The following is a 22,284-nucleotide window of genomic DNA, read 5'->3' on the forward strand; positions in this document are numbered from 1 at the left end:
TGTCCGTCAGCCTGATTTTCTCGCGCTTCTAACCCGTGTTCCGGTCGAAACAAAGGTCAAACATGAGAATTTTCCCGATGCTTGGCTAGTTTGCAGGTGGCGCGGCCAGCGGCTCCTCGAGCAACAACCCCGATGGCCGCAATATGGTGAGCGAAGCCGGCGCACCGCTGCCTGCTTCGCGCGCGCTGATGTCGACCTGGATGAAGCTCTGGTCTTCGGTCAGCTTGGCATCCTGCGCCCATTGCCATTGCCAGCCGCCATTTTCGACCGAACCGCTCTGCTGGCCGAGCGATGGCGGGCGCGGATCTGTCAGTATCTCGACCGCCCGGTTACGCACCACCGACTGCGCGACCACGCGCAGTTCCAGTTCGGCCGCATTATGCGTGGTAAAAGCCTGCAGCCGGATCAGGGCGAGAGCTGCAAGACTGAACACCGACAGGGCAACCAGCATTTCGATCAGAGTGAAGCCGCGCTCGCCAGATTTTTTCATGATTTTCATGGCGCCGCCCCTGCCAGTTTTACATCGCCCATCGGAGCGATCAGGACGCGGCGGCTTTGCTCATCGCCCTGCAAGACAAGCTCAGCCTGCTCGCTGGGCAGCCCCGTGCTTTCAAAACTGATCATCATCGGTCCGGTCTCGCCGGTGGCCGCGCTGACGCCGCTGGACCAGTTGGTCGACACAAACGGTTTGTCCTCGATCACCGACCAGCTGCCCTTGCGACGTTCGAGAAAACTATAGCCGGAGGGCGTGACCTGCACCGCCATCGGCCGCGACTGCAATATAGCATTGTCGCGCAACGCCGCCGTGCGCGCGGCAAAGCGCTGGGCATCTTCTTCGAGAGCACTGCTCCCACTGGGAAATGAAAAGACGACGACCGAGGCCATCAGTCCGATGATCAGCAGCACGACCATCAATTCCACCAGCGTGAAACCAGCGCTATTCTGGCTGGCAATTGGGGTTTTCTGTCGGATCATTATCGTTCATTTAGCGAGTTGAGCGGAGCGAGTCTTGCAGAATCCATGAACCCCTGCAATGACAGCGGCATAAGAAAAGAAACGCAGGGCAAGGAAATATTCAATGACTGACGTCGTCCTCTACGAGAAAAATGACCGCATCGTTACAATCACGCTGAACAAGCCGGAAACGCGCAACGCGCTGTCGAAAGATTTGTGCGAGGCCCTCGTTGACGCGATCAATAAGGCCGACGAGGATGCAGGGGTCAGCTGCGTTGTGCTCGCCGCCAACGGCAAGAGCTTCTCCTCCGGCGGCAATCTGCACGAGATCAAGGCGATGACCGCCGAGCAGAATATGACGCCGCTGGAAATCGAGAATTGGTACAAGACCGGCATCCAGCGCATTCCACTGGCTTTCTCGCAAATTTCCGTTCCGGTGATCGCTGCAGTCAACGGCCATGCGATCGGCGCGGGCAATGACCTCACCACCATGTGCGACATTCGCATCGCCGGCGAAGACGCGATTTTCGCCGAGAGCTTTCTGCGCGTCGGGATAATTCCGGGCGACGGCGGCGCCTGGCTGTTGCCGCGGATCATCGGACAGGCGAAGGCCAACCAGATGCTGTTCACCGGCGAATTCATCAACGCCGCCAAGGCGCTGGACTATGGCTTGGTGTCGGAAGTGGTAGCGAACGACAAGTTGCTGGAGCGGGCCTATGAACTGGCCGAAATGGTCGTCGGCCTGCCACCGCTGGCAATTCGCAAGACCAAGGAACTGGTCCGCACCGCGCAGAGCGTAACGCTGAAGGAAAATCTCGATCAGGCAGCCCTTTTCCAGGGCGTGTTGCAGCAACTGGATGATCACCGCGAAGCGATTGATGCGATACTCGAGAAAAGAAAGCCCGTGTTCAAGGGGGCGTGATTGCAGACAAGAGAGATTATTCTCCCGCGAAAGCGGGAGTCTATCTCCCAGTCGTGCCTATAGGAAGTTTCGGGAGATGGACCCCTGCCTGCGCAGGGGTACCAGAAGGAGAGAAAATATGAACAAGACCGCTATTTTGACGATAGCCTTGCTATCGGCTGCACCAATAATGGCGGCTCCTCCGCAAGGCATCGCGACCGAAGCGACCAGAGCCGCCAATGCCGAAGTCGCGGCAGAGCTCCCGATTGCCGACCAGACGGATTTCGAAAACGCCAATCGCGGCTTCCTCGCCAAGATTGCCGGGGACAAGATCCTCAACGAGGACGGTTCCGTCGCCTGGGATTCGCGCCAGTTCGATTTCATGCAGGGGGATGCGCCCGATACGGTCAATCCCTCGCTCTGGCGGCAGGGCAAGCTGAACAGCATCCATGGTCTGTTCGAGGTCGTGCCCGGCATCTACCAGATTCGCGGCTATGATCTGGCGCAAATGACATTAATCGCCGGCAAGACCGGCTGGATCATCATCGATCCACTGACCACCGCGGCACCGTCGAAAGCCGGCCTCGCGCTCGCCAACAAGACGCTGGGCGACCGGCCGGTCGTTGCAGTCATCTTCACCCATAGCCATGGCGACCATTTCGGCGGCGTGTCCGGTATCGCTTCGCCTGAAGACATCCAGTCGGGCAAGATACAGGTCATCGCACCGCATGAATTTCTGGCGGAGTCGATCGGCGAAAGCGTGATTGCCGGAACCGCGATGAACCGGCGGGTGCAGTTTCAATTCGGTACCGCCCTGCCGGTTGGCAAAAGCGGCCATGTCGGCGGCGGACTCGGCCAGAAATTATCGAGCGGCAATGTCGCCTTGGTGCCACCGACCAGATCGATCAGCAAGGATGGCGAGACCTTGACGGTCGACGGCATCAGCTTCGACTTCATGGATGCCGGCGAAACCGAAGCGCCAGCCGAGCTGGTGTTCTACCTGCCCCAGTTTAATGCGCTGCACACCGCCGAAGTTGCCACCCGAACCTTTCATAATGTCCTGACGCCGCGCGGTGCACTGGTGCGCGATACGCTGAAATGGAGCAAGGTTATCGACGCCATGCTCGCCAGATATGGTACAAAATCGGATGTCATGCTGGCTTCGCATCACTGGCCGACTTGGGGCAGCGACAATGTGCAGACTGCCCTGAAGAACCAGCGCGGCATCTATCGTTATGTTCACGACCAGACGATGCGGCAGGCCAATCAGGGTGCGACCATGCACGAGATTGCCGAAAATATTGGCGAGCCGGACTTCGCCAAGACCGACTTTGGCGTGCGCGATTATTACGGAACGCTCAACCATAATAGCAAAGCGGTCTATCAACGCTATTTCGGCTGGTGGGACGCAGTTCCGGCCCATTATCACGAACTGCCGCCGGTCGAAGCCTCGAAAAAATATGTCGCGGCTATGGGCGGCGCGAAAAAGGCACTGACTGTTGGCGAGAAAGCTTTCGAAGCCGGTGACTATCGCTGGGCCGCGACCGTGTTCAACCATCTGGTCTTCGCCGATCCAGCCGATGAAGCAGCCAAGAAATGGCTGGCCTCCACCTACGAGCAACTAGGTTTCCAGGCCGAAGCGGGTACGTGGCGGAATATCTATCTGGTCGGCGCCAAGGAGCTTCGCGAAGGCAATATCGTCAAGAACTCGATCAGCACGGCCAATGCCAAGGTCCTCAGCGGCATCCCGGCGGTCGACCTGTTCGACGCCATGGCCACCCGCTTCAATCCGGCCAAGATGCAAGGCGATGGCGGCATCGTCCGCTTCTGGTTCCCCGACCGGAAAGAGGCGGTCAGCATCGATCTCGGCAAAAGCGTGATGTTCCCGCGCAAGGAAGATTATGCTGCCACTGCCGATGGATCGGATACCCAGATCACGATCAGCCGCGCCCTGTTCACAAAATTGCTTATGCGCGAGGCCAATGCGATGGAACTGATCCAGAACAGGGAAATGCTCGTCAGCGGCAATGCCGCCTTGATGGCCGCCATGTTCGGCGCGCTTGACGAAGTGGAACAGCAGTTTGATATTGTCACACCGTAAAAGACGAGGGCAACCCAAACCCGTTTGTCCTGAGCCTGTCGAAGGACGCTTGCCAAGATGCTTCGACAAGCTCAGCACGAACGGAGACAGCAACAGAGGCCGAAGACATGCAACGATTTAACTTCCCCGTCGTCCAGCCCGATCCGGCTCTGGAAGAGTTGCGCGGCGAATTGCAGGCGTTTCTGAAAGAAGAGCGCGAAGCAGGCAATTTCCAGCCCGAACCCGAATGCTGGATGGCCTCTGCCGATCCGGAATTCTCGAAGAAAATGGGCAAACGCGGCTGGATCGGCCTGACCTGGTCGAGCCAATATGGCGGCCACGACAAGAGCGCACTAGAACGCTATATTGTCACCGAAGAAACCTTGCGGTCCGGCGCGCCAGTCGGGGCTCACTGGATTGCTGACCGACAACATGCGCCGATGTTGCTGGCCCATGGCACCGAAGAGCAGAAGCTGGACATATTGCCCCGCATCGCCGCCGGCGAATGCTATTTCGCCATCGGCCTGAGTGAACCCGGGGCCGGGTCCGATCTCGCCAATGTCAAAACCAAGGCCGAAAAGGTCGCCGACGGCTGGAAGATCAACGGCCAGAAAATCTGGTCCTCCGGCGCCCAGATATCGCATTATATGGTCGCCCTGCTACGCACCTCGCCCGCCGACGGCCGCAACCGCCACGTCGGCCTGTCGCAGATCATGATTGACCTCAGCCTGCCCGGTGTCACCGTCAAACCGATCGTCGACCTGTCCGGCGACGCCCATTTCAACGAAGTCTATTTCGAGGATGTCGTCGTACCGGACGATTGTCTGCTCGGCGAAGAAGGCGGCGGCTGGCAACAGGTGACAGGCGAACTGGCGATGGAACGGTCCGGTCCGGAACGCTTCCTGTCCAGCTATATCACGCTGGAAACCGCGCTATACCAACTTGGCGGCAAAATGGGCTCGGACAGCCATGCCCGTCTCGGCAAACTGATTGCCAGCCTGCGCACGCTGAAAGGCATGTCCTGGGGCATTGCCAATCTGCTCAGCCAGGGCGTGTCGCCCGAGACCGAGGCGGCGCTGGTCAAGGATCTCGGCAACCGGCTGGAAAATGACCTGACCCAGCAGGTTCGCGCAATGCTCACCGATTTGCCCGCCGAGGACTGGAGCCCGGACATGCGGCGGATCATGAATATCGGCGTCCTCCGCTCTCCGCCCAATACCTTGCGCGGCGGGACCACCGAAGTGATGCGCGGGATCACCGCACGGCAATTGGGATTACGCTGATGTCAGACATCATGCATATCATATCGTTCGTCCTGAGCCTGTCGAAGCACCACCACCGGCAACAGCCGCACTTCGACAAGCTCAGTGCGAACGGCTCTATTCAAGGCGCCCTTTTATCATGATCAACACCGAAGGCATGGTCGCCGAAACGGCCACAAAGATTTACACCGACCTGTGCGCACGGGAAGTCCCGCACGAAGCCGAAGCCGGGAAATATCCGCAGGCACTGTGGGACGCGCTGACCGAAAATGGCCTGCCGCTGGCGTGGGTCAGCGAAGCCAATGGCGGCTTTGGCGCGGATTATGACGAGACATTCGGTGCGATCTGGGCTTCGGCGCAGGCGGCATCGCCAGTGCCTTTCGCCGAGACGCTGATCGCCAACTGGATGCTCGACCGGGCCGGACTGGCCCCCGCCGACGGCAGCGCCAGTTTCGCGCTTAGCGGCCACACGCCCAGCGCCGACATTCCCTTTGGCATGCACGCCGACAAGATTGTCCTGTTCGACGAGGCGCATCACGAAATTTCGCTGTTCGATAACCGGGAAGCTGTTCGCTCGCCGGAAGAATCGCTGTCGCCAGACGGTATGACGCAGTTCATATTCTCCGGTCATGTCGTGGAACAGTCAGCCAAGACCGATCTTTCCCGCCGGGCGGTGGAAGCACTGATCCTGACGGTCCGCGCCGTGCAAATGGCAGCTGCGATGGAGACGGCACTCAATCTTTCGATCGAATATGTCACCCAACGCGAACAATTCGGCCGGCCCCTGTCGAAATTCCAGGCGATCCAGCAGCAACTGGCCGTGGCCGCATCCGAATGCGCCGCCGCGACCATGGCCGCCACACAGGCTGCCAGCGCGATTGCTCGCCATACCGATGATCCGGAACAGGCCTGGCACGAAGCGGTGATTGCAAAAGTCCAGATCGGCCATAGCGTCGAAGCCGTCACCGTGCCTTTCCATCAGGTCCATGGCGCGATGGGCTATACGCAGGAATATGATCTGCACCATTATACCAGGCGACTCTGGGCTTGGCGCGATGCGCTTGGTAACGAATTTCACTGGTCGAAGCAACTGGGTGAGGAGCTTGCCCTAACGTCACCCGATCAAATCTGGAAAGGCGTGACAACGGGCAAATGGATTGCTAGTTAATCGTCCGATTAAATGAATCCCGGATGGAGCAGACATGCTTCCAATCCTTCCAATGACAGGAGCACATCCCATGAAAACACGCATCACTGAGCTTTTCGGCATCGAACATCCGATCATCCAGGGCGGCATGCATTATGTGGGATTTGCGGAACTGGCCGCCGCTGTGTCCAATGCTGGCGGGCTTGGCATCATTACCGCTTTGACCCAGCCTTCTGCTGCGGCCCTCGCCGATGAAATCGCCAAATGCCGCGAGATGACCGACAAGCCATTCGGCGTGAATCTGACCTTTCTTCCGGTGGTCAACTCCCCCGACTATGAAGGCATGGTCAAGGCGATTATCGAAGGCGGCGTCAAGGTCGTCGAAACCGCTGGCAACAATCCGGTGCAGGTGCTTCCCGCGCTGCACGGCGCCGGCATCAAGGTGATCCACAAATGCACCGCCGTACGCCACGCGCTGAAAGCCCAGAGCATCGGCTGTGACGCGGTGTCTGTCGATGGCTTTGAATGCGGTGGCCACCCTGGCGAGGATGATATTCCGAACATGATCCTGCTGCCCCGCGCAGCCGACGAACTGGATATTCCGTTCGTATCCTCCGGCGGTCAGGCCGATGGCCGCAGCCTTGTCGCCTCCCTCGCCATGGGCGCAGAAGGCATGAACATGGGCACCCGTTTCATCGCCACCAAGGAAGCACCGGTGCACCAGAATGTGAAAGACGCGATTGTCGCCGCCAGCGAACTGGATACCCGTCTTGTCATGCGTCCCCTGCGCAACACCGAACGCGTGCTGAACAATTCCGCAGTCGAACGGCTGCTCGAAATCGAGAAGGAAAAAGGCGCCGACCTGCAATTTTCCGACGTTATCGAGCAAGTCGCAGGCGTCTATCCGAAAATCATGAAAGAAGGCACGATGGATGCCGGCGCATGGAGCTGCGGTATGGTTGCCGGCCTGATCAACGATATCCCGACCTGTCAGGAACTGATCGACCGGATCATGGCCGAAGCGGACCAGATCATCAATCAGCGGCTCAAAGGGTTCATGGCGGGCTAAAACATCCGTTTTGCTGTTGATTGACTATTGGCCAATTTCATTTACCTCTGGGTCTTTAACTGAAGCTGGAGCATCCGAAACATGGCAGAACCATTTTACATGCGGGCAAAACGCGTTGTTTCGGCGGGGATTGAATCGGCACTCGATCAGGCAGAACGGGCCAGCGGCACCAGCCTGATGCGGGAAGCCATTCGCGAGGTTGACCGGGCGATGGACAAGGTCCGCAGCGAACATGAGGATACTATAGATCGTCAGAGCCAGGCCGTCGGCCAGCAGAAATTATCGGCACAGCGCGCCGAAGAATGGTTGGGGAAAGTCCAGTTCACTCTGGAAAAAGGCCGCGAGGATCTGGCCGAAGCCGCGATCATGCAGCAGATGGAATTTGAAGCTAAGGTCAAGCATTTCAAGAATCTGGAAGCATCTGCCAAGACAGATGCCAGCCGCCTCGATATTTTGCTGGAAGAACTCACCGCCCGCAAAGCCGTCATGGAAGATGAACTCGCCGCGTTTGAAAAGATGATGAGCGAGAATAGCGCCGCCAGCGATGGCAAGTCCGAATCCGACCGAAGCGTCGACCGGAGAGTGGAACGTGCCGAAGCGACCTTTGACCGGACCATGGAAATGGCTGGGGGTGTTAATGGCACTTCAAAACATGCCGCAGAAATCGGAAAAATGCAGCGGCATTCCGAAGTCGAAGAGCGTCTGGCTGCGATGAAAGAAGCGATGAAAGCCAAAAGCGGCAAAGGCGACAAAAGCAAATAGACCGGCCAACGGCTTCCGGTATTTCCAGACCGGAGACGCTTCATTTATACCGGTCTCCTATAGGCACAGAAAAGCCCCCGGAATTGCTTCCGGGGGCTTTTGTTCAATGGTTGATCATTCGGTTCAGCGAGAAATCGCGTTGCCGATGACCGCTCCGATAATACCGCTGGTCAAGCCGATCAGGACGGCATCATTGCCGGACCGGACCCATTGATAGCCACGCGGCGCGTTGGAGAGGCGGTAATCACGCGGATTGTTGATCACCCGGTAATTGGTCGCATAGCGCCGGTCGAAACGCTGGCCTTTGGCCCAGTTTCTATGGTTCTGCTTCACGGCAACCGAAGTTCTGGTGTAGCGTGCCGGAGATGCCCGTTGTACCGTGACAGTCCTGGTGACAACGCGCTTGTTCTGCTTGTTTGATGCGGTCTTTTTGTTCGACCTTTGGGTCGTTTTCTGGACCGTCTTGTGATTTGATTTCTCGACCGTATTGCGCGGAGCGGCCTCAGCCTGCGCGGTAACGACCGGTGACACTGCCATTGTCGTCACTGCCAAAGCCATCAGAAACTTTTTCATATTCAATTCCTTTTTCTATCCGGCGCCAACTGCGGCGTCACAAACAGAAATAGGGGAAAGCTGTCGCAGGCATTTGTCAGATTCCAGCTATTTTGTACTAGATTGTCGCAGAAACCCGATTTGGTTCATCTGGCAATCAGCTAGCGGGCCATTATTCGGGCCAGAGCGCCAATACCGACCGCAACGCCGTTACCAAAGCCAGTGGCTGATCGAGCATAAGATGATGTTCTGCTTCGGGTATTGCGATCATCGGTAGATGATCACCGCCCAACTCGCGCAGATAGGCCGCACTGTCATCATCGAAAAGCTTGCTGTTCTCGCCATAGACGATCGCCAGCCGATGCGGCAAATCGACGATGCGTTGGGGCGTGTGCGCCCATTTCGCCATATCATTTTCATTGCGGTGGAACACCATCGGATCAAATTTCCACGACCAGCCCTGTTGCTCGCCGTCCTGCACTGGGCGCAAGGAATGATAGGCCATATATTCCAGCAGAAACGGTTCCTGCACCGGTTGCGGCGGCGACAGGACAAAACGGCCACGGGCGCTTTCGTAATTGGGATAGACTTTATTCGGTCGGTCCGACCGGCCGGAACCTGGCGGACCACCGCCGGCGTTAAAATGGGCGGCCAGCTTCTCCGGCCGCATCATCATCAGATCGCAGATGATCAGACCGCCAAAGCGCTCTCCCGCCATTTCCATGGCGGTGAGGGCAACGCCAGACCCAAAGCTGTGCGCGATAATCTTCGGCTTCACCGGGCCGGAAAACAGATCAAGCGCGTCCGCCACGCCAACCATCGCTGTGGCGCGCTGGTCACCATCGCAATCGGCAGGAATTTCACTCTCGCCCATCCCGGCAAGATCATAAGCGACAATATCATAATGTTCCGCCAGAAACGGCGCGATAAAGGCAAAGCAGCGAGCGTGGGCCAGAAAGCCGTGAGTCATCAGCAGCGGCGGCTTGCCGCGCTTGCCCCAGCGGAAATAATGGACTTTGCTTCCGTCCACTTCGACAAAGGCTTCTTCGCGCGGCACTGCCATAGCCTCGGTGAACCATTGCGGCACCTGACAATCGGCAGCCCAGATATCCACGATGTCCGGGCTGCCGTTGGTTTTCTCATTATCCATTTGACTGCTTACTTTCCCTGCCAATTTGGCTTGCGCTTCTCGGCAAAGGCCATTGAGCCTTCGCGCGCGTCTGCTGAGGTGAAGACAGAGCCGGTAATTTCAGCTTGCTTCTTCCAGGCTTCTTCACTCGACCAGTCATAGCTTTCGTTGATGATCTTCTTGGTCGCCTTCAGCGCTAGCGGGCCGTTGGCCGCTACCGTCGTCGCCAGTTCGATCGCCGCATCAATCGCGGCGCCTTCGGTGAGGCGGTTGACGAAGCCGACTTCATAGGCACGATGGGCGGTAACGAAATCACCGGTCAGCGCCCATTCCATGGCTATCCGTTTGCCGACAAGCTGCTGCAGCTTGATAACGCCGCCAGCCGCTGCAACCAGACTGCGCTTGGCTTCCGGAATGCCGAATTTCGCGTTGACGTTGGCAACGCACAGGTCGCAAGCCAGCGCCAGTTCCAAACCACCGGCGAGCGCATAGCCCTCGACCGCCGCGATCAGCGGTTTTTCCGGGCCTTTCTCGGTAATCCCGCCAAAGCCATAGCCTTTGACCGATGGCGTCTCGCCGCGCAAAAAGCCTTTCAGATCCATTCCGGAGCAGAAGGTTCCACCCGCGCCGGTGAGGATACCGGCGTTGAGGCTGTTGTCATTGTCGAGCTGCTCCATCGCCGCGCGAATGCCTTCGGCTGCGGCCTTGGTCATCGCATTTTTGGCGTCGGGCCGGTTGATGGTGACGATGATGAAACCGTCCTGAATATCGGTGAGTACTTCAGACATTTTATTTCTCCTTAAATTATCTCGCACGAACACACGAAGGCACTAAGAATGATGTGCTATTGGCTTGGTGACTTTGTATCTTTGTGCGAGCCTAAATTTCCTTCTCATCCCGCTGCGCGGGCTATGTTCAGTCAAATAACAGGTTAGCCAGTTTCGACCGTTGGTAAGCCGCGTCGCCGATCAAGGCACCTGACAAAATCGCTTTTCTCCGGTGCAATTGCGCATCGCAGTCATGGGTAAAACCAAAGCCGCCGTGGAACTGGATAGCCCGGTCAGCAGACGTGGAATAGCTCGAATGGGACTGGGCCGCTGCCATCCGCACGGCAACCTCGCCGCGTCCCTGCTCGCCCCAGCTATGGGCCGCGCTATAGAGATGCGTCCGCGCTTTTTCATATTCGACATAGTTATTGACGGTCGGGTGTTTAAGCGCCTGATAGCTGCCGATAATCTTGCCGAACTGCTTGCGGGTCTTGAGATATTCCAGCGTATAGTCGATTACCGACTGCGCCCCGCCGGTCATTTCTGCCGCATGGATCAGGCCCGCGGCCAGCTCGATTTTCTCCAGCGTCTCGCGGGTCCGGCCTGCATCGAACAGGGCATCAGACGACACGGTCACGCCGTCCAGCGTGATTTCATAGCTGCGTGCGGTTTCGTCGATCACCGTCTCGCGGCGCAAAGCCTTGTGGGACAATGCAGCGCGCTCGATCAGGGCAAAGCGGACCGCGCCGTCGATCATCACCGAAGCGATGATCAGTTCCGCGCTATCGGCCCAGAGGACCAGCTGCTTCTTACCGGACAGGATCACTGTGCCACCACTCTCAACACCGGTCGCTTCGATATTGGACAGGTCCCAGTCGCCATTGTCTTCGCGCAGTGCGAGCGTTGCCACAGCGCCTGCCGCGATTTTCGGCAGCCATGCGGCCTGCTGCGCTTCGCTGCCACCGGCAAGCAGGGTCTGCGCCGCGAGGGTCGTCGAACCAAAGGGCGTACTCATCAGATTGCGGCCCATTTGCTCGGCAATCGGCACGACTTCGGCCATCGACAGGCCAACCCCGTCATGCGCTTCCGGTATCGCGATCGCGAGCCAACCCAGTTCACCAATTTCTTTCCAGATGCCGGGATCATAGCCAAGTTCGTCATCGATCAGCGCCCGGACCTTGTCTACCGGACTTTTGTCGCGGCAGAAATTGGTCGCCACATCCATCAGTTCAATCTGCTCTTCGGTTGTCCCGATTGTGCCTAGATTATCCATATATTTCCTCAATTCCCAAATTAGCCACTAGACCGTTCGTGGTGAGCCTGTCGAACCACAGCTCTCGTCGAAAAATGTCCTTCGACAGGCTTAGGACGAACGGCGTGCCAGGCTCCAAATTCTATCTCGTCTTCGGCAATCCCAGAGCATGCTCCGCGACGATATTGCGCTGAATCTCCGAAGTCCCCCCGCCAATCGTGGCCGAGAAACTGTTGAGATAGCTGCGATGCCAATAGCCGTCGTCGACTGCATTTTCATCGCCAACATAATAGCCGGCCTTGGTGCCCTGAAACGCCAGCGAGAATTCGGTGAGCTCGCGGATCAGTTCGGTGCGCGCCAGTTTGTTCATCAACGGCAGTCCCATCGGCTTGTCCTGCATCAATTGCGGCATCCGGCGGCGGGTGTTGTTCAGATTCAGCGCCTGGATATCGATCATATATTGCGTCATCTTGTCGCGCATCACCGGATCGTCGAGCAGGGGCTTGCCGTTGCGAACCGAATTTTTCGCCAGCTCGACAATCTCCATGACGTCCAGTTCCTTGACGAAGAAACCGCCGACCGGTTTGACCTTGGTGCCGCGCTCATATTCCAGCGTCTTCATCGCCATCGACCAGCCATTGCCTTCGCCACCGAACAGGCAGTCTCCGGAAATACGGGCATCGGTAAAGAAGGTCTGGACGAAGCCATATTCGCCAGTCAGCTTCTTGATCCGGCTGGTGGTGATGCCGTCGATCTTCATCGGATTGAGGAAGAAGCTGAGGCCTGCATATTTGTTAGGCGCATCAAAATCAGTGCGTGCGAGCAGGATCATATATTTCGCGCGGTCGCCGAGCGAGGTCCATATTTTCGAACCGTTCAGGACATAATCGTCCCCGTCTTTCACAGCCTTCAGCTGCGCGTTGCCCAGATCCGATCCATTTTCCGGTTCGGAAAAGCCCTGACACCAGATATCCTCTGCGCTCAGCATCGGCTTGATATATTTCTGCTTCTGCTCTTCGCTCCCGAGATCGAGAATCAGCGGGCCGGCCCAGCCGTTGCCGATCGCGTTGAGCATGATAGGTGCATCATGCTTCTTCATCATCCGGGTCGCGGTGCGCTGAAATTCGCTGTGCAGACCGCCGCCGCCATATTCCTCCGGCCAGCTGGCACCGAGATAGCCCGCTTCATAGACTTTGCGCTGCCAGTCGCGGAGAAAATCGAACTGCTGATCAGTCGAGACTTCCATGAAGGTGAGCGGCAGCATGAAGCCGGGATCGCGCACCGTATTTTCCTTGAACCAGGCATCCGCCTGTTCGCCATATTCCTTTAATTCCGCTGCGCTTGGTTTGTCGGCCATGGGTCCTGCTCCAGATTTCTTATCAATAGGGCCAGTGGTTCGGTCCTAATGCCTACGATATTGCTTTAATCACTGGCAGGTTAATTGAACGATTAAATTGCAAAAAGCAATGGCCGGACACTGCTAAATTCGACTGTGGAGAGAAATATGGTCAGCGAAACTTTTACCGGACAGAAACATGTCATGTGCCGGGCCTGCCACGCCCATTGCGGACTCATTGTCGATTTCGAGGACGGCGTGCCGGTCAAGACCCATGGTGACAAAGATAATCCGGAATTCGAAGGCTATAGCTGCATCAAGGGCCGGCAGCTTGCCAATTACCACAGTTTCGATACGCGGCTGCTGACCAGCTATACCGGTATGAAGCACGGAGAGAAGCAGGCGGTGCACTGGCGCGATGCCGCCCGCGATATTGCCGCGCGGCTCGAGCGGATCGTCGATGAACATGGCCCCGATGCGGTCGCCTCCTATGTTGGCACCTTCGGCTATAATAATGTCAACGCCCATGCCTTCATGCTGGCGCTGATGGAATCGATCGGCTCGACTTCGGTCTATGACAGCGTCACCATCGACCAGCCGGGCAAGGGCATTGCCCGCGCCCTGATCGGGCCGTGGCTGGCCGGTGCACCGCGGGTCGGTGACTGGGACGGGCTGATGCTGATCGGGACCAATCCCGTGGTGTCGATGAACGGCGGCCTGGGCATGAACCCGGCGAAAAAGCTGCACGACGCGAAGAAGCGCGGTATGCAGCTGATCGTGATCGACCCGCGCGTCACCGACAGCGCAAAGCAGGCCGATATCCATCTCCAGTGCCGCCCCGGCCAGGATCCGATCCTGCTCGGCGCGATTGCCAAGGTGGTGATCAACGAAGAATTGTACGACAAGGATTTCGTCGCTGGCGATGTCGAAGGTTTCGAGGCCCTCAAAAAAGCCGTGCAACCGTTCGACGCCGGACCAGCCGCCGACCGTGCGGGCGTGGCGGCAGAGGAGATCGTGCGCGCGGCGCGGATGTACGGCAGTTGGAAAAAGGCCAGCATCAGCGGTGGCACCGGCACCAACATGTCGGGCGGCGGCAATATCACAGAATATCTCAACCTCGCGCTGACCTCGATCATGGGTCACTGGCTGCGCGAAGGCGACCTGAACCGGCGGACCGGCGTGTTCACCAAGCCTGCGCCACCGATCGCCGCCACTCCCGGCCCGATGCCGGCATGGGGTTTCGGACGCAAATTGCACAGCCGCGATCTTGAGCAGAGCATTTCCGGCATGCCGACCTCGGCTCTGCCCGACGAGATACTGACCCCCGGCGACAAGCAGGTGAAAGCGCTGATCGTTCTCGGCGGCAATCCGATGCTCGCCTGGCCCGATCAGTTGAAGACCTTCGAGGCGATGAAAGCGCTCGATCTGCTGGTCTGTATCGATCCGCGCATGTCGAAAACCGCTGAGCTGGCCGATTATGTGATCGCGCCCAAGCTGCATTATGAAGTGCACGGCAATAGCGCCGCGCCGGAAATCTATGGCGGCTTTGGTGCCGGCTGGGGCTTTGAAAATAATTACGCGCAGGCCAGCCTGCCGATCATGGACTCCCCGGAAGGTTCCGATCTGTGCGAGGAATATCAGTTTATCCACGCACTGGCGTCGGAAATGGACAAGACGATCAAGGTCAAGTCCTGGGCGCTGCTCGCTCACCCCGATGAGCGGGACGATAAAGCTACCGCCTTTCCGCCCGGTGAAACGCCCGATCCAATCAGCGCATGGAGCGCATCGCTCAACGGCTGTCCGGCGGATATCGCCGCGCTATACGAGGACGAAGAGGTGCAAAAGGGCAAGATCGTCCAAGCGCAGGCGCTGCTCGTGCAACCCAAGCCCGCTGGCTGGGAAGGCAAGCTTTCAGTCGGCAACAGCGCGATGATGGAAGAATTGGCGGAATATGCCGCCAAGCTGGGGGAACCGGTCGAGGATGGCGACTTCCCGTTCCGGATGATTGGTCGGCGAATGACCGCGATCCACAACAGCAATTGGCACGAGGATCCGGTGCAGCGCAAACGCGTGCCGCACCACCCCGCCTTCATGAATCCAGCCGATATGGAAGCATTGGGACTATCCGAGGATCAGCCGGTCGAACTGGAATCGGCACGCGCCTTCATCAGCTGCGTTGCCAAGGCCGACAAGACGGTGCGCGCAGGTTGCGTTTCCACACCGCATAGCTGGGGCACGAATCCCGACGAGAAGGAAGATCCGCTCGGCGCCGGCGGCAACACCGGGCGGCTGTCCTATAACGACCGCGACTTTGACAAGCGCACCGGCATTCCGCTGATGAGCGCCATTCCCATTCGGGTAAGAGCGAAGCAGGTGGAACTGGAACCGGCGGAGTAATTTTCATCCTCTCCCATAGGGAGAGGCAACAAAGACTTAGCCGACGGGCTTAGTCGCAATCGGTGGGGGGTTATCCCCGTCAAGGTAAAACCCCTCACCGAGTTCCACTAGCCAGACGAGCTGGCAAGTTTCACTTGCCTCTCCCTATGGGAGAGGAAATATCCCGGAGACCCAATATGACCAATCCACTTTTCGATCTCACCGGCGAAGTCGCCGTGATCACCGGCGCCGGCCGGGGCATTGGCGAAGGCATGGCCAAAACGCTCGCCGATGCCGGCTGCAATATCGTCTGCGCCTCGCGCAGCATGGACGAGATCAGCCGGGTCGCCGACGAGATTAACGCCAGCAACAGCAGCGGCCGCGCGATTGCCCATGCTACCGATGTCACCAGCGCTGAGGATATGGATGCGCTCGCCCAGCGGGCGGTTGATGAATTTGGCAGGCTGGACATCTGGGTTAACAATGCCGGCGGTTCTCTGGTGTCCGCGCCGCTCACCGAACTGGATGAAGCCGAGTGGGACAAAACGCTGGCGACCAATCTCACGTCGGTCTTTCACGGCGTTCGCGCCGCCTACAAGCATTTTGGCGAGGGCAGCCGGATCGTCAACACCAGCTCGCTCGCGGCAGAGGAGCCGTTCCCCGGCAGCGGCCATTATAGCGCCGCCAAGGCTGGCGTGCTGATGCTCACCAAAACGCTAGCCTACGAACTCGGCCCCAAGACCCGCGTCAACGCCATTCTGCCCGGCTTCGTCCCGACCGACACGGTCAAGAAGGCACTGAATATGAAGGATGAGGATTTTATCGGCTTTGAGGACACACTGGGCCTGCCGGCCGGACGACTGGGAACGCCGCAGGACATCGGTGCGCTGACGCTCTATCTCTGTGCCCCCGCTTCGGAATGGGTGACGGGCCAGTGCATCAGGATCGCCGGTAAGCCCTGAGCATTTTGCAGGATATTTGTTGAAGCGAAGAGACCATTATCCTGCCGAAACTTGATGTCGCGAAGGATTTGCTGCATTCTCCCCGAATATTTCCATGGGGAGGAGATGTCATGAGCACAGGTGAACAGGCACAGATCGCGCCGGTAGCGGTCGCCAGCGATCTCAAAGTCAGCGACCTTCGCGACGCATTGGCAGCGGGTTGGGGTGATTTCAGGGCCTATCCGGCCTTCGGGCTATTTTTTGCAGCCATCTACGTGAGCGCGGGCATGTTTATCTATTTTGCCCTGTTCGTCCGGGGTGAAGTCGCGTGGCTGGTCCCGGCCGCTGCCGGATTCCCGCTACTCGCACCTTTTGTTGCCGTCGGCCTATATGAAGTGAGCCGCCGCCGCGAAGCCGGCCTACCGATGAGCTGGCGCGCGATCCTCGGGGCATTGCGCGGGCGCGGCGACGAGCAGATATTGAGCATGGGCGTTATCCTGTTCGTCGCATTCGGCTTCTGGCTGATGGTTGCGCACGGCATATTCGCTATTTTTCTGGCAGAATCCGGCATCGGATCAGAATTTATCGCGCTGCTGGCCACCAGCGCAGGGCTGATGATGTTGCTGGTCGGCGGTATCGTCGGCGCGCTGATGGCGCTGGCCTTTTATGCAATCACGGTCATCAGCCTGCCGATGCTGGTCGATCGCAACGTAGACTTTATTACCGCGATCATTGTCAGCCTCGCATCTGTGCGATCGAACAAATCTGTCTTGCTGATCTGGGCGATATTGATTGCGGTTACGCTATTTGTCGCCATGCTTCCGCTTTTCCTGGGGCTGCTCGTCGTGCTGCCGGTGCTCGGCCACGCAACATGGCACCTGTATCGCCGCTTGACCGGCGAGTCCGGCGCACAGCATCAGCAAGCTGGTGAGCAAGTGCTGGTCTAGGGTCGGGACCTAGACAGATTTTCTGACCATCAGCACATCGACCGGGGACCAGCCCATCATTTCGCTGGCGCGGCTGCCGATGGTTGCCATGATAAAACCACCGCGACCGTGGGTTCCCAGCACCAGCAGATCAAAGTCGCCGCTATCGAGCATATTATGCACCGACTGGTGAAGATTGCCTTCGACGAGATGGGCGGTGACCCGAGACGCATCATTCTCCGACAGGTTCAGGCCGGTCATGAAATCCTGCAATTCCTTGTCCGCATCGGACAGCATTTCATCCGCAACGCCGTCGGATTTCAGCCAGGCTTCGTAAGCAACATGATAAGCGTGCACGAGCTCGATTTTCGCGTCGGGAAAAAAGTCGAGCGCGGTGCGAAGAGCATGGGCGGAAAAATCGGAAAAATCGGTCGCTACCAGGATCCGGCCATAGTTGGCACGCGGGCGCTCTTTCACGATCAGCACGGGAGCCTCAGCATGATGAACCAGATGATCCACCGCCGTACCGAGGAAAAAATCGGAAATATTATTATGCCGCGCGGCACCGACAATGATCAGGTCACTGTCCAGCTGCTCCGCCGTTTCGGCGATCACCTGGGGTGGCTTGCCGTAATTTATCGCGAGATTGCAGCCTTCGGCATCAGCGCCATAGTTGCGCAGCAGAAGCGTCTCGACTTTTGCAATATCAACCTCTGTCTTGGGGCTGCTCACAAATAACAGGGTACGCGCCGCATTCCAGATGTCGGCGAGCAATTTCGCCCGTGCGAACGGCCGGTCGGCCCTGGCTGTCAGATCGGTGGCAACCAGAATTTTCGTCGGTACGGGCATGGAATGTAGCTCCTGTAAGTTCAAATCTCTGACCATCAACATCGTCTAAGCCGATGGAGTATAGCCGTTGATCGATGACAATAGCTGATCTTCAGCCGATCGACATCAGTATCTGTACGGATAAGATCAAAATCGGTATTGAAGCTAACAGCCGACGATCAAAAAAGCAGCAGCATTTCCGATAGAAAATGCTGCTGCTTTTTTTGGAGCATAGTAGCAGACATTGTTTTCACGCCCGCCCGATCGCACTCACCGATCGTCATGACATCACTATCAGCCCTGATGCATATATATAGCGCGTTCGTGGGAGAAAGCCTTGAACCCGAAATGGCCGTGATAGCTGCCCATGACGCTCTGGTTAACGCCGCCGAACGGCAGATTATTCTCCAGATAATGGGAGAAGACGCCAGAATCTCTAATCCGGCGTCGCAGCGGAATAGGTCCTGGCACCCATCCAGAATGCTTCGTAGCACATGAAAAACCGGTGTTGGCTAACCCAGTTCTCGCTCGATAGCCCGGGCCGCACCTAATTCTGCTTGCCGTCGGCCAATCCAAAAATGACAGAAAAGCAGGCAAGCTGCCACCGCCAATGCAGTGATCCCAAGCTGCAATATATCGGTGACAACCGCCCCGCCGTGGAAGGACATGGCCCCATATCCGGCGATCAACCCGACAGGCGCTGCGATCCTGGAAAATTTTGCAAATCTCAAATTCAGCTCAGCCTGCGCAACACAAAATCTTGCATGCTGGATGGGCTGTATTGCCGAGATACGCCAGAGGCCGTCGCGCGCCCTCAGCATCCATATTTGCACGCCAATCAGAACCAGTGCACTCAGGCTCCAAAGGCTGCCCACCAGCCAGTCATCCGCTGTGAGGATCAAATATGCCAATATCGCGAGCAATCCGGACAGCATCAGAAGCTCCAGGCCGACCGTCAACCATGTCATGCGGTTGCGGCGTCTGGTTTGCTTTACCAGAGCATCGATAGACGTCGGGTCCGGAGCATTTTGAACATCCTCCTGCCAGACGGTTTTGAGATCGTCCATGTCGATGGTCATTTTTGTTGCTCCATAAGTTTTGACAGGCCAGAGCGTGCTCGGGTCAGGCGCACGGCAACCGCACCTTCGGACAAGCCCAGGATTTCACCAATTTCCCGATTGCTGAAATCTTCGAGGTGCAGCGTCACGCATTGCTGCAGCCCTAGCGGCAAGTCACCAATCGCACGTAGCAATGCGCGCTTTTGATCCCGATGCTGCGCCTCTTTTTCAGGCGAATCGTGATCGCTGATGTGGATATCTTCCAGCAGGTCGGTCGTCGGTCTGCTCATCTTCCGGCGGATATGGCTCACCCCGATATTATGGGTTATTCTTGCGATCAAAGTTCGGTGCGAAGCCTCGCCGCGGAAAGTCGGCAACGCCCGCCAGAGGGCGATCGCTACTTCCTGATATAATTCCTCCTGCCGGGACTGATCCCGCTCATAAGTCCGCAGACTATTCCTGATAAACGAAGCATATTCGTTCAGTAGCGCAACAAGCTCGGAGTCCCGTTTTTGGTTCAAATGACAGCTGCTGCCGCTCTGAAGTCATGGCTCCCTCTTACAGCGGAAGCCGCTATGTAAAGGCTCAAGATCCAGAACGGCGTGATGATTATGCCGGTGACCGCGACATACAGAATTGTGCCGCCGAGATAGGGATTCAATAGCGCGACAAGCGGTTCGGCAAGGCCGCTGCCATAAATTATGCCCAAAGCATTGCTCGTGATCGCAAAGGCCTTGGCGAAGAGGCAGCAAAGCGGGAAGGCCAGCAGGTGGAGCGGTGATTTTGCGACATTTTTGTCGCTAAACGGGTTCAGATAAAACCAGTTGAACGAGGCGCGAAGCGGGTGGTTCAGATAGTGACCCGATACCCGGCTTTTGTTGTTCATAGCCCAATATAGCATCCCGGACGTACCGAGCAGAAAGGCAATATTGATCCATATCATATTCATGGCCTTATAGGCTGTGGCGCCATCACGCACGGCCGGATTAAATTCCTCCGCCAGTCCATTGGTGATTGCGAAATCCGTCGTCCAATAATCGCCATAGGTCAGCGCGACAAACAGGCCTGCGTAAATTGAGATGATCCGTATCATTGCCAAACTATCCTTGTTTAAAATGTAGATATTGGGACAGTCGCCAGCCGCGCAAAAACATTACAAAGAAAATTTCCTGCTCCGCATAGCGGCTGGCGGCATAACGGTTCGACTGAATTATGCACCTATTTGACGAATGGGCAGACCGCTGGCGTTGAATGACTATACAGCACAAGTTCATTGGCGCGCTGTCACCGATAATATTCCGCCAGATGCAATGGCCTGGATGACATTGGCAATATGGCCGCTCTAGTTGAAGTATTTCCAATTTTATGAAAAATTTTTTCAAGCTCCGGTCACATGACCTGGCGATCGATCTCGGCACGGCCAATACGCTTATCTATGCGCGGGATCGCGGCATCGTGCTCGACGAACCGTCCGTGGTTGCACTCGAGACCAATGACGGCGTGACCAAGGTTCGCGCAGTCGGCAGCGATGCCAAGCTGATGATGGGCAAGACGCCGGCCAATATCAAAGTCATTCGGCCGCTCAAGGACGGCGTGATTGCTGATCTTGATGTCGCGGAGCAGATGATCAATCATCTCATCCACAAAGTGCACAGCAAGAAGACCGGGATATTCCGGCGGTTCGATATTGTGGTCTGCATCCCGTCCGGCTCCACCAATGTGCAGCTTCGCGCGCTTCGCGACGCGGCCTCAAACGCCGGTGCATCCGGCATATATTTCATCGAAGAACCAATGGCCGCGGCGATTGGCGCCGGGCTCGCGGTGACCGAACCGGTTGGCGCGATGGTGGTCGATATTGGCGGCGGCACGACCGAGGTCGCAATATTGTCCTTGCAGGGTCTGGCGTACAGCACATCGGGACGGATGGGCGGCGACAAGATTGATGATGCCATCTCTTCCCATATCCGCCGCAAACATAATCTGGCGATCGGTGAATCCACCACGGAGCTGGTCAAGCATGGCATCGCCAGCGCGATGAGCCCGGACGGCGAGGGACGGATCATGCATATCAAGGGCCGCGACCTGGTCAGCGGCATGCCGAAAAAAATTGCCGTCTCCGAGGCCGAAATTGCCCAGGCTATCGCCGAACCCGTCGGCCAGATCGCCGAATCCGTGCTCAACGCACTCGAGCATAGCAAGCCGGAACTGGCGGCGGATATCATGGAACAGGGCATTGTCCTGACCGGCGGCGGCGCATTATTGGGACGGATTGACGAATTTATCTCCGAGAAAACCGGACTGGCGGTCACGATCGCCGATGACCCGCTGACCTGTGTCGCCAATGGTGCGGGCCGGGCGATGGAAGATCCGCTTCTGCATAGCGTGCTGATCCCTGCCTGACACCGGCGGAACGGAACACGCCCATGAAAAAGGGCCCCGGAACCAGTCCGGAGCCCTTTTCGCTTATATTGTTCGGTTGGCCTAGCCGACCACGATCATCACCAGCGATGTCGCGATCAGCGCCGGCGTTTCAATGCCGTCAATCTCGACAACAACATTGTAAGTCAGCAACCAGCGGCCCGGCTGCTTTTCAACCGCATCAACCAATGTGTGGCGTGCGCGAACTTTTGATCCGGCACGAACCGGGTTGAGGAAGCGCACTTTGTCGAAGCCGTAATTGATTCCCATGACCGTGCCTTCGAGGCCCAGCGTCGTGCCGTAGGACAGTTTCGGCAGCAGCGAGAGCGTCAGCAGGCCATGCGCGATGGTGCCGCCAAAGGGTGTGGCCTTGGCTTTTTCCTCGTCGATGTGGATGAACTGATGGTCCTCGGTGCAATCGGCGAATTTGTTGATCCGGTCCTGATCAACCAGGACCCAGTCGGATACACCGACTTCCTTGCCCTTCCAGGATTCAAGTTCGCTTGCTTTGATCGTTGGCATGTTA

At 57.5% G+C, this 22,284-nt stretch carries 23 protein-coding genes; 10 read left to right on the forward strand and 13 right to left on the reverse strand.

Annotation, left to right across the window (positions count from 1 at the left end; translation table 11 throughout):
* Nucleotides 1–85: 85 nt before the first annotated feature.
* Nucleotides 86–499: a type II secretion system minor pseudopilin GspI gene (gene gspI / locus ACWFTY_RS00495; RefSeq protein WP_447525448.1), complete on the reverse strand. Its 414-nt coding sequence runs from the start codon at nucleotides 497–499 to the stop codon at nucleotides 86–88.
* Nucleotides 496–975 (reverse strand): type II secretion system minor pseudopilin GspH, encoded by a 480-nt coding sequence (gene gspH, locus ACWFTY_RS00500; RefSeq protein ID WP_447525449.1) that lies wholly within the window; start codon nucleotides 973–975, stop codon nucleotides 496–498. Before gspH ends, gspI begins: the two co-directional genes overlap by 4 nt.
* A 103-nt stretch (nucleotides 976–1,078) precedes the next feature.
* On the opposite strand from gspH, the gene ACWFTY_RS00505 reads away from it, so the two are divergent.
* From ACWFTY_RS00505 to ACWFTY_RS00530, 6 genes are all read left to right on the forward strand, one after another.
* The gene (locus ACWFTY_RS00505) at nucleotides 1,079–1,876 is read left to right on the forward strand and encodes an enoyl-CoA hydratase-related protein (protein WP_447525450.1); all 798 of its coding nucleotides are present in this window, start codon (nucleotides 1,079–1,081) and stop codon (nucleotides 1,874–1,876) included.
* Between the two features lie 118 nt (nucleotides 1,877–1,994).
* The gene (locus ACWFTY_RS00510; RefSeq protein ID WP_447525451.1) at nucleotides 1,995–3,956 is read left to right on the forward strand and encodes an alkyl/aryl-sulfatase; all 1,962 of its coding nucleotides are present in this window, start codon (nucleotides 1,995–1,997) and stop codon (nucleotides 3,954–3,956) included.
* A gap of 107 nt (nucleotides 3,957–4,063) precedes the next feature.
* Nucleotides 4,064–5,218: an acyl-CoA dehydrogenase family protein gene (locus ACWFTY_RS00515; protein ID WP_447525452.1), complete on the forward strand. Its 1,155-nt coding sequence runs from the start codon at nucleotides 4,064–4,066 to the stop codon at nucleotides 5,216–5,218.
* A gap of 118 nt (nucleotides 5,219–5,336) precedes the next feature.
* Nucleotides 5,337–6,365: an acyl-CoA dehydrogenase family protein gene (locus ACWFTY_RS00520; protein WP_447525453.1), complete on the forward strand. Its 1,029-nt coding sequence runs from the start codon at nucleotides 5,337–5,339 to the stop codon at nucleotides 6,363–6,365.
* 70 nt (nucleotides 6,366–6,435) lie between these two features.
* Entirely contained in the window at nucleotides 6,436–7,413 is a 978-nt protein-coding gene (locus ACWFTY_RS00525) for an NAD(P)H-dependent flavin oxidoreductase (RefSeq protein ID WP_447525454.1), read from the forward strand.
* An 81-nt stretch (nucleotides 7,414–7,494) separates the two neighbouring features.
* On the forward strand, nucleotides 7,495–8,175 hold the full coding sequence (locus ACWFTY_RS00530) for a PspA/IM30 family protein (protein ID WP_447525455.1): 681 nt from the start codon (nucleotides 7,495–7,497) through the stop codon (nucleotides 8,173–8,175).
* Between the two features lie 123 nt (nucleotides 8,176–8,298).
* Here ACWFTY_RS00530 and ACWFTY_RS00535 read toward each other — a convergent pair whose 3' ends face one another.
* The 5 genes from ACWFTY_RS00535 to ACWFTY_RS00555 form a co-directional block, all read right to left on the reverse strand.
* The gene (locus tag ACWFTY_RS00535) at nucleotides 8,299–8,748 is read right to left on the reverse strand and encodes an RcnB family protein (RefSeq protein ID WP_447525456.1); all 450 of its coding nucleotides are present in this window, start codon (nucleotides 8,746–8,748) and stop codon (nucleotides 8,299–8,301) included.
* A 151-nt stretch (nucleotides 8,749–8,899) separates the two neighbouring features.
* Nucleotides 8,900–9,877: an alpha/beta fold hydrolase gene (locus tag ACWFTY_RS00540; protein WP_447525457.1), complete on the reverse strand. Its 978-nt coding sequence runs from the start codon at nucleotides 9,875–9,877 to the stop codon at nucleotides 8,900–8,902.
* Between the two features lie 8 nt (nucleotides 9,878–9,885).
* Nucleotides 9,886–10,644 carry a crotonase/enoyl-CoA hydratase family protein gene (locus ACWFTY_RS00545; RefSeq protein WP_447525458.1) on the reverse strand — a complete coding sequence of 253 codons (759 nt, stop codon included), beginning with the start codon at nucleotides 10,642–10,644 and terminating at the stop codon, nucleotides 9,886–9,888.
* Nucleotides 10,645–10,771: 127 nt separating this feature from the next.
* Nucleotides 10,772–11,896: an acyl-CoA dehydrogenase family protein gene (locus ACWFTY_RS00550; RefSeq protein ID WP_447525459.1), complete on the reverse strand. Its 1,125-nt coding sequence runs from the start codon at nucleotides 11,894–11,896 to the stop codon at nucleotides 10,772–10,774.
* 121 nt (nucleotides 11,897–12,017) lie between these two features.
* On the reverse strand, nucleotides 12,018–13,232 hold the full coding sequence (locus ACWFTY_RS00555) for an acyl-CoA dehydrogenase family protein (protein ID WP_447525460.1): 1,215 nt from the start codon (nucleotides 13,230–13,232) through the stop codon (nucleotides 12,018–12,020).
* A gap of 147 nt (nucleotides 13,233–13,379) precedes the next feature.
* Between ACWFTY_RS00555 and ACWFTY_RS00560 the strand changes: the two genes are divergently transcribed.
* The 3 genes from ACWFTY_RS00560 (at nucleotide 13,380) to ACWFTY_RS00570 (ending at nucleotide 17,475) form a co-directional block, all read left to right on the forward strand.
* The gene (locus tag ACWFTY_RS00560; protein WP_447525461.1) at nucleotides 13,380–15,608 is read left to right on the forward strand and encodes a molybdopterin-containing oxidoreductase family protein; all 2,229 of its coding nucleotides are present in this window, start codon (nucleotides 13,380–13,382) and stop codon (nucleotides 15,606–15,608) included.
* Nucleotides 15,609–15,784: 176 nt separating this feature from the next.
* Nucleotides 15,785–16,549 carry an SDR family NAD(P)-dependent oxidoreductase gene (locus ACWFTY_RS00565; RefSeq protein WP_447525462.1) on the forward strand — a complete coding sequence of 255 codons (765 nt, stop codon included), beginning with the start codon at nucleotides 15,785–15,787 and terminating at the stop codon, nucleotides 16,547–16,549.
* A 110-nt stretch (nucleotides 16,550–16,659) separates the two neighbouring features.
* Nucleotides 16,660–17,475 (forward strand): DUF2189 domain-containing protein, encoded by an 816-nt coding sequence (locus tag ACWFTY_RS00570; RefSeq protein WP_447525463.1) that lies wholly within the window; start codon nucleotides 16,660–16,662, stop codon nucleotides 17,473–17,475.
* 9 nt (nucleotides 17,476–17,484) lie between these two features.
* Here the strand turns inward: ACWFTY_RS00570 and ACWFTY_RS00575 are convergent, their stop codons facing one another.
* From ACWFTY_RS00575 to ACWFTY_RS00595, 5 genes are all read right to left on the reverse strand, one after another.
* Nucleotides 17,485–18,303 (reverse strand): universal stress protein, encoded by an 819-nt coding sequence (locus tag ACWFTY_RS00575; protein WP_447525464.1) that lies wholly within the window; start codon nucleotides 18,301–18,303, stop codon nucleotides 17,485–17,487.
* A 273-nt stretch (nucleotides 18,304–18,576) separates the two neighbouring features.
* A complete protein-coding gene (locus ACWFTY_RS00580; RefSeq protein WP_447525465.1) occupies nucleotides 18,577–18,753 on the reverse strand; it encodes a hypothetical protein in 177 nt (58 codons plus the stop codon).
* 41 nt (nucleotides 18,754–18,794) lie between these two features.
* A complete protein-coding gene (locus ACWFTY_RS00585) occupies nucleotides 18,795–19,361 on the reverse strand; it encodes a hypothetical protein (RefSeq protein ID WP_447525466.1) in 567 nt (188 codons plus the stop codon).
* On the reverse strand, nucleotides 19,358–19,861 hold the full coding sequence (locus tag ACWFTY_RS00590; protein ID WP_447525467.1) for an RNA polymerase sigma factor: 504 nt from the start codon (nucleotides 19,859–19,861) through the stop codon (nucleotides 19,358–19,360). Before ACWFTY_RS00590 ends, ACWFTY_RS00585 begins: the two co-directional genes overlap by 4 nt.
* Entirely contained in the window at nucleotides 19,858–20,433 is a 576-nt protein-coding gene (locus ACWFTY_RS00595) for a hypothetical protein (protein ID WP_447525468.1), read from the reverse strand. Before ACWFTY_RS00595 ends, ACWFTY_RS00590 begins: the two co-directional genes overlap by 4 nt.
* A 272-nt stretch (nucleotides 20,434–20,705) precedes the next feature.
* Here ACWFTY_RS00595 and ACWFTY_RS00600 point away from each other — a divergent pair, with 272 nt between their 5' ends.
* Entirely contained in the window at nucleotides 20,706–21,740 is a 1,035-nt protein-coding gene (locus ACWFTY_RS00600) for a rod shape-determining protein (RefSeq protein WP_447525469.1), read from the forward strand.
* 81 nt (nucleotides 21,741–21,821) lie between these two features.
* On the opposite strand, the gene ACWFTY_RS00605 is transcribed toward ACWFTY_RS00600, so the two are convergent.
* Nucleotides 21,822–22,280, reverse strand: a complete 459-nt coding sequence (locus ACWFTY_RS00605) for a MaoC family dehydratase (protein WP_447525470.1) — start codon at nucleotides 22,278–22,280, stop codon at nucleotides 21,822–21,824.
* Between the last annotated feature and the right edge of the window lie 4 nt (nucleotides 22,281–22,284).

This window comes from Parasphingorhabdus sp. NYA22 (assembly GCF_976973735.1).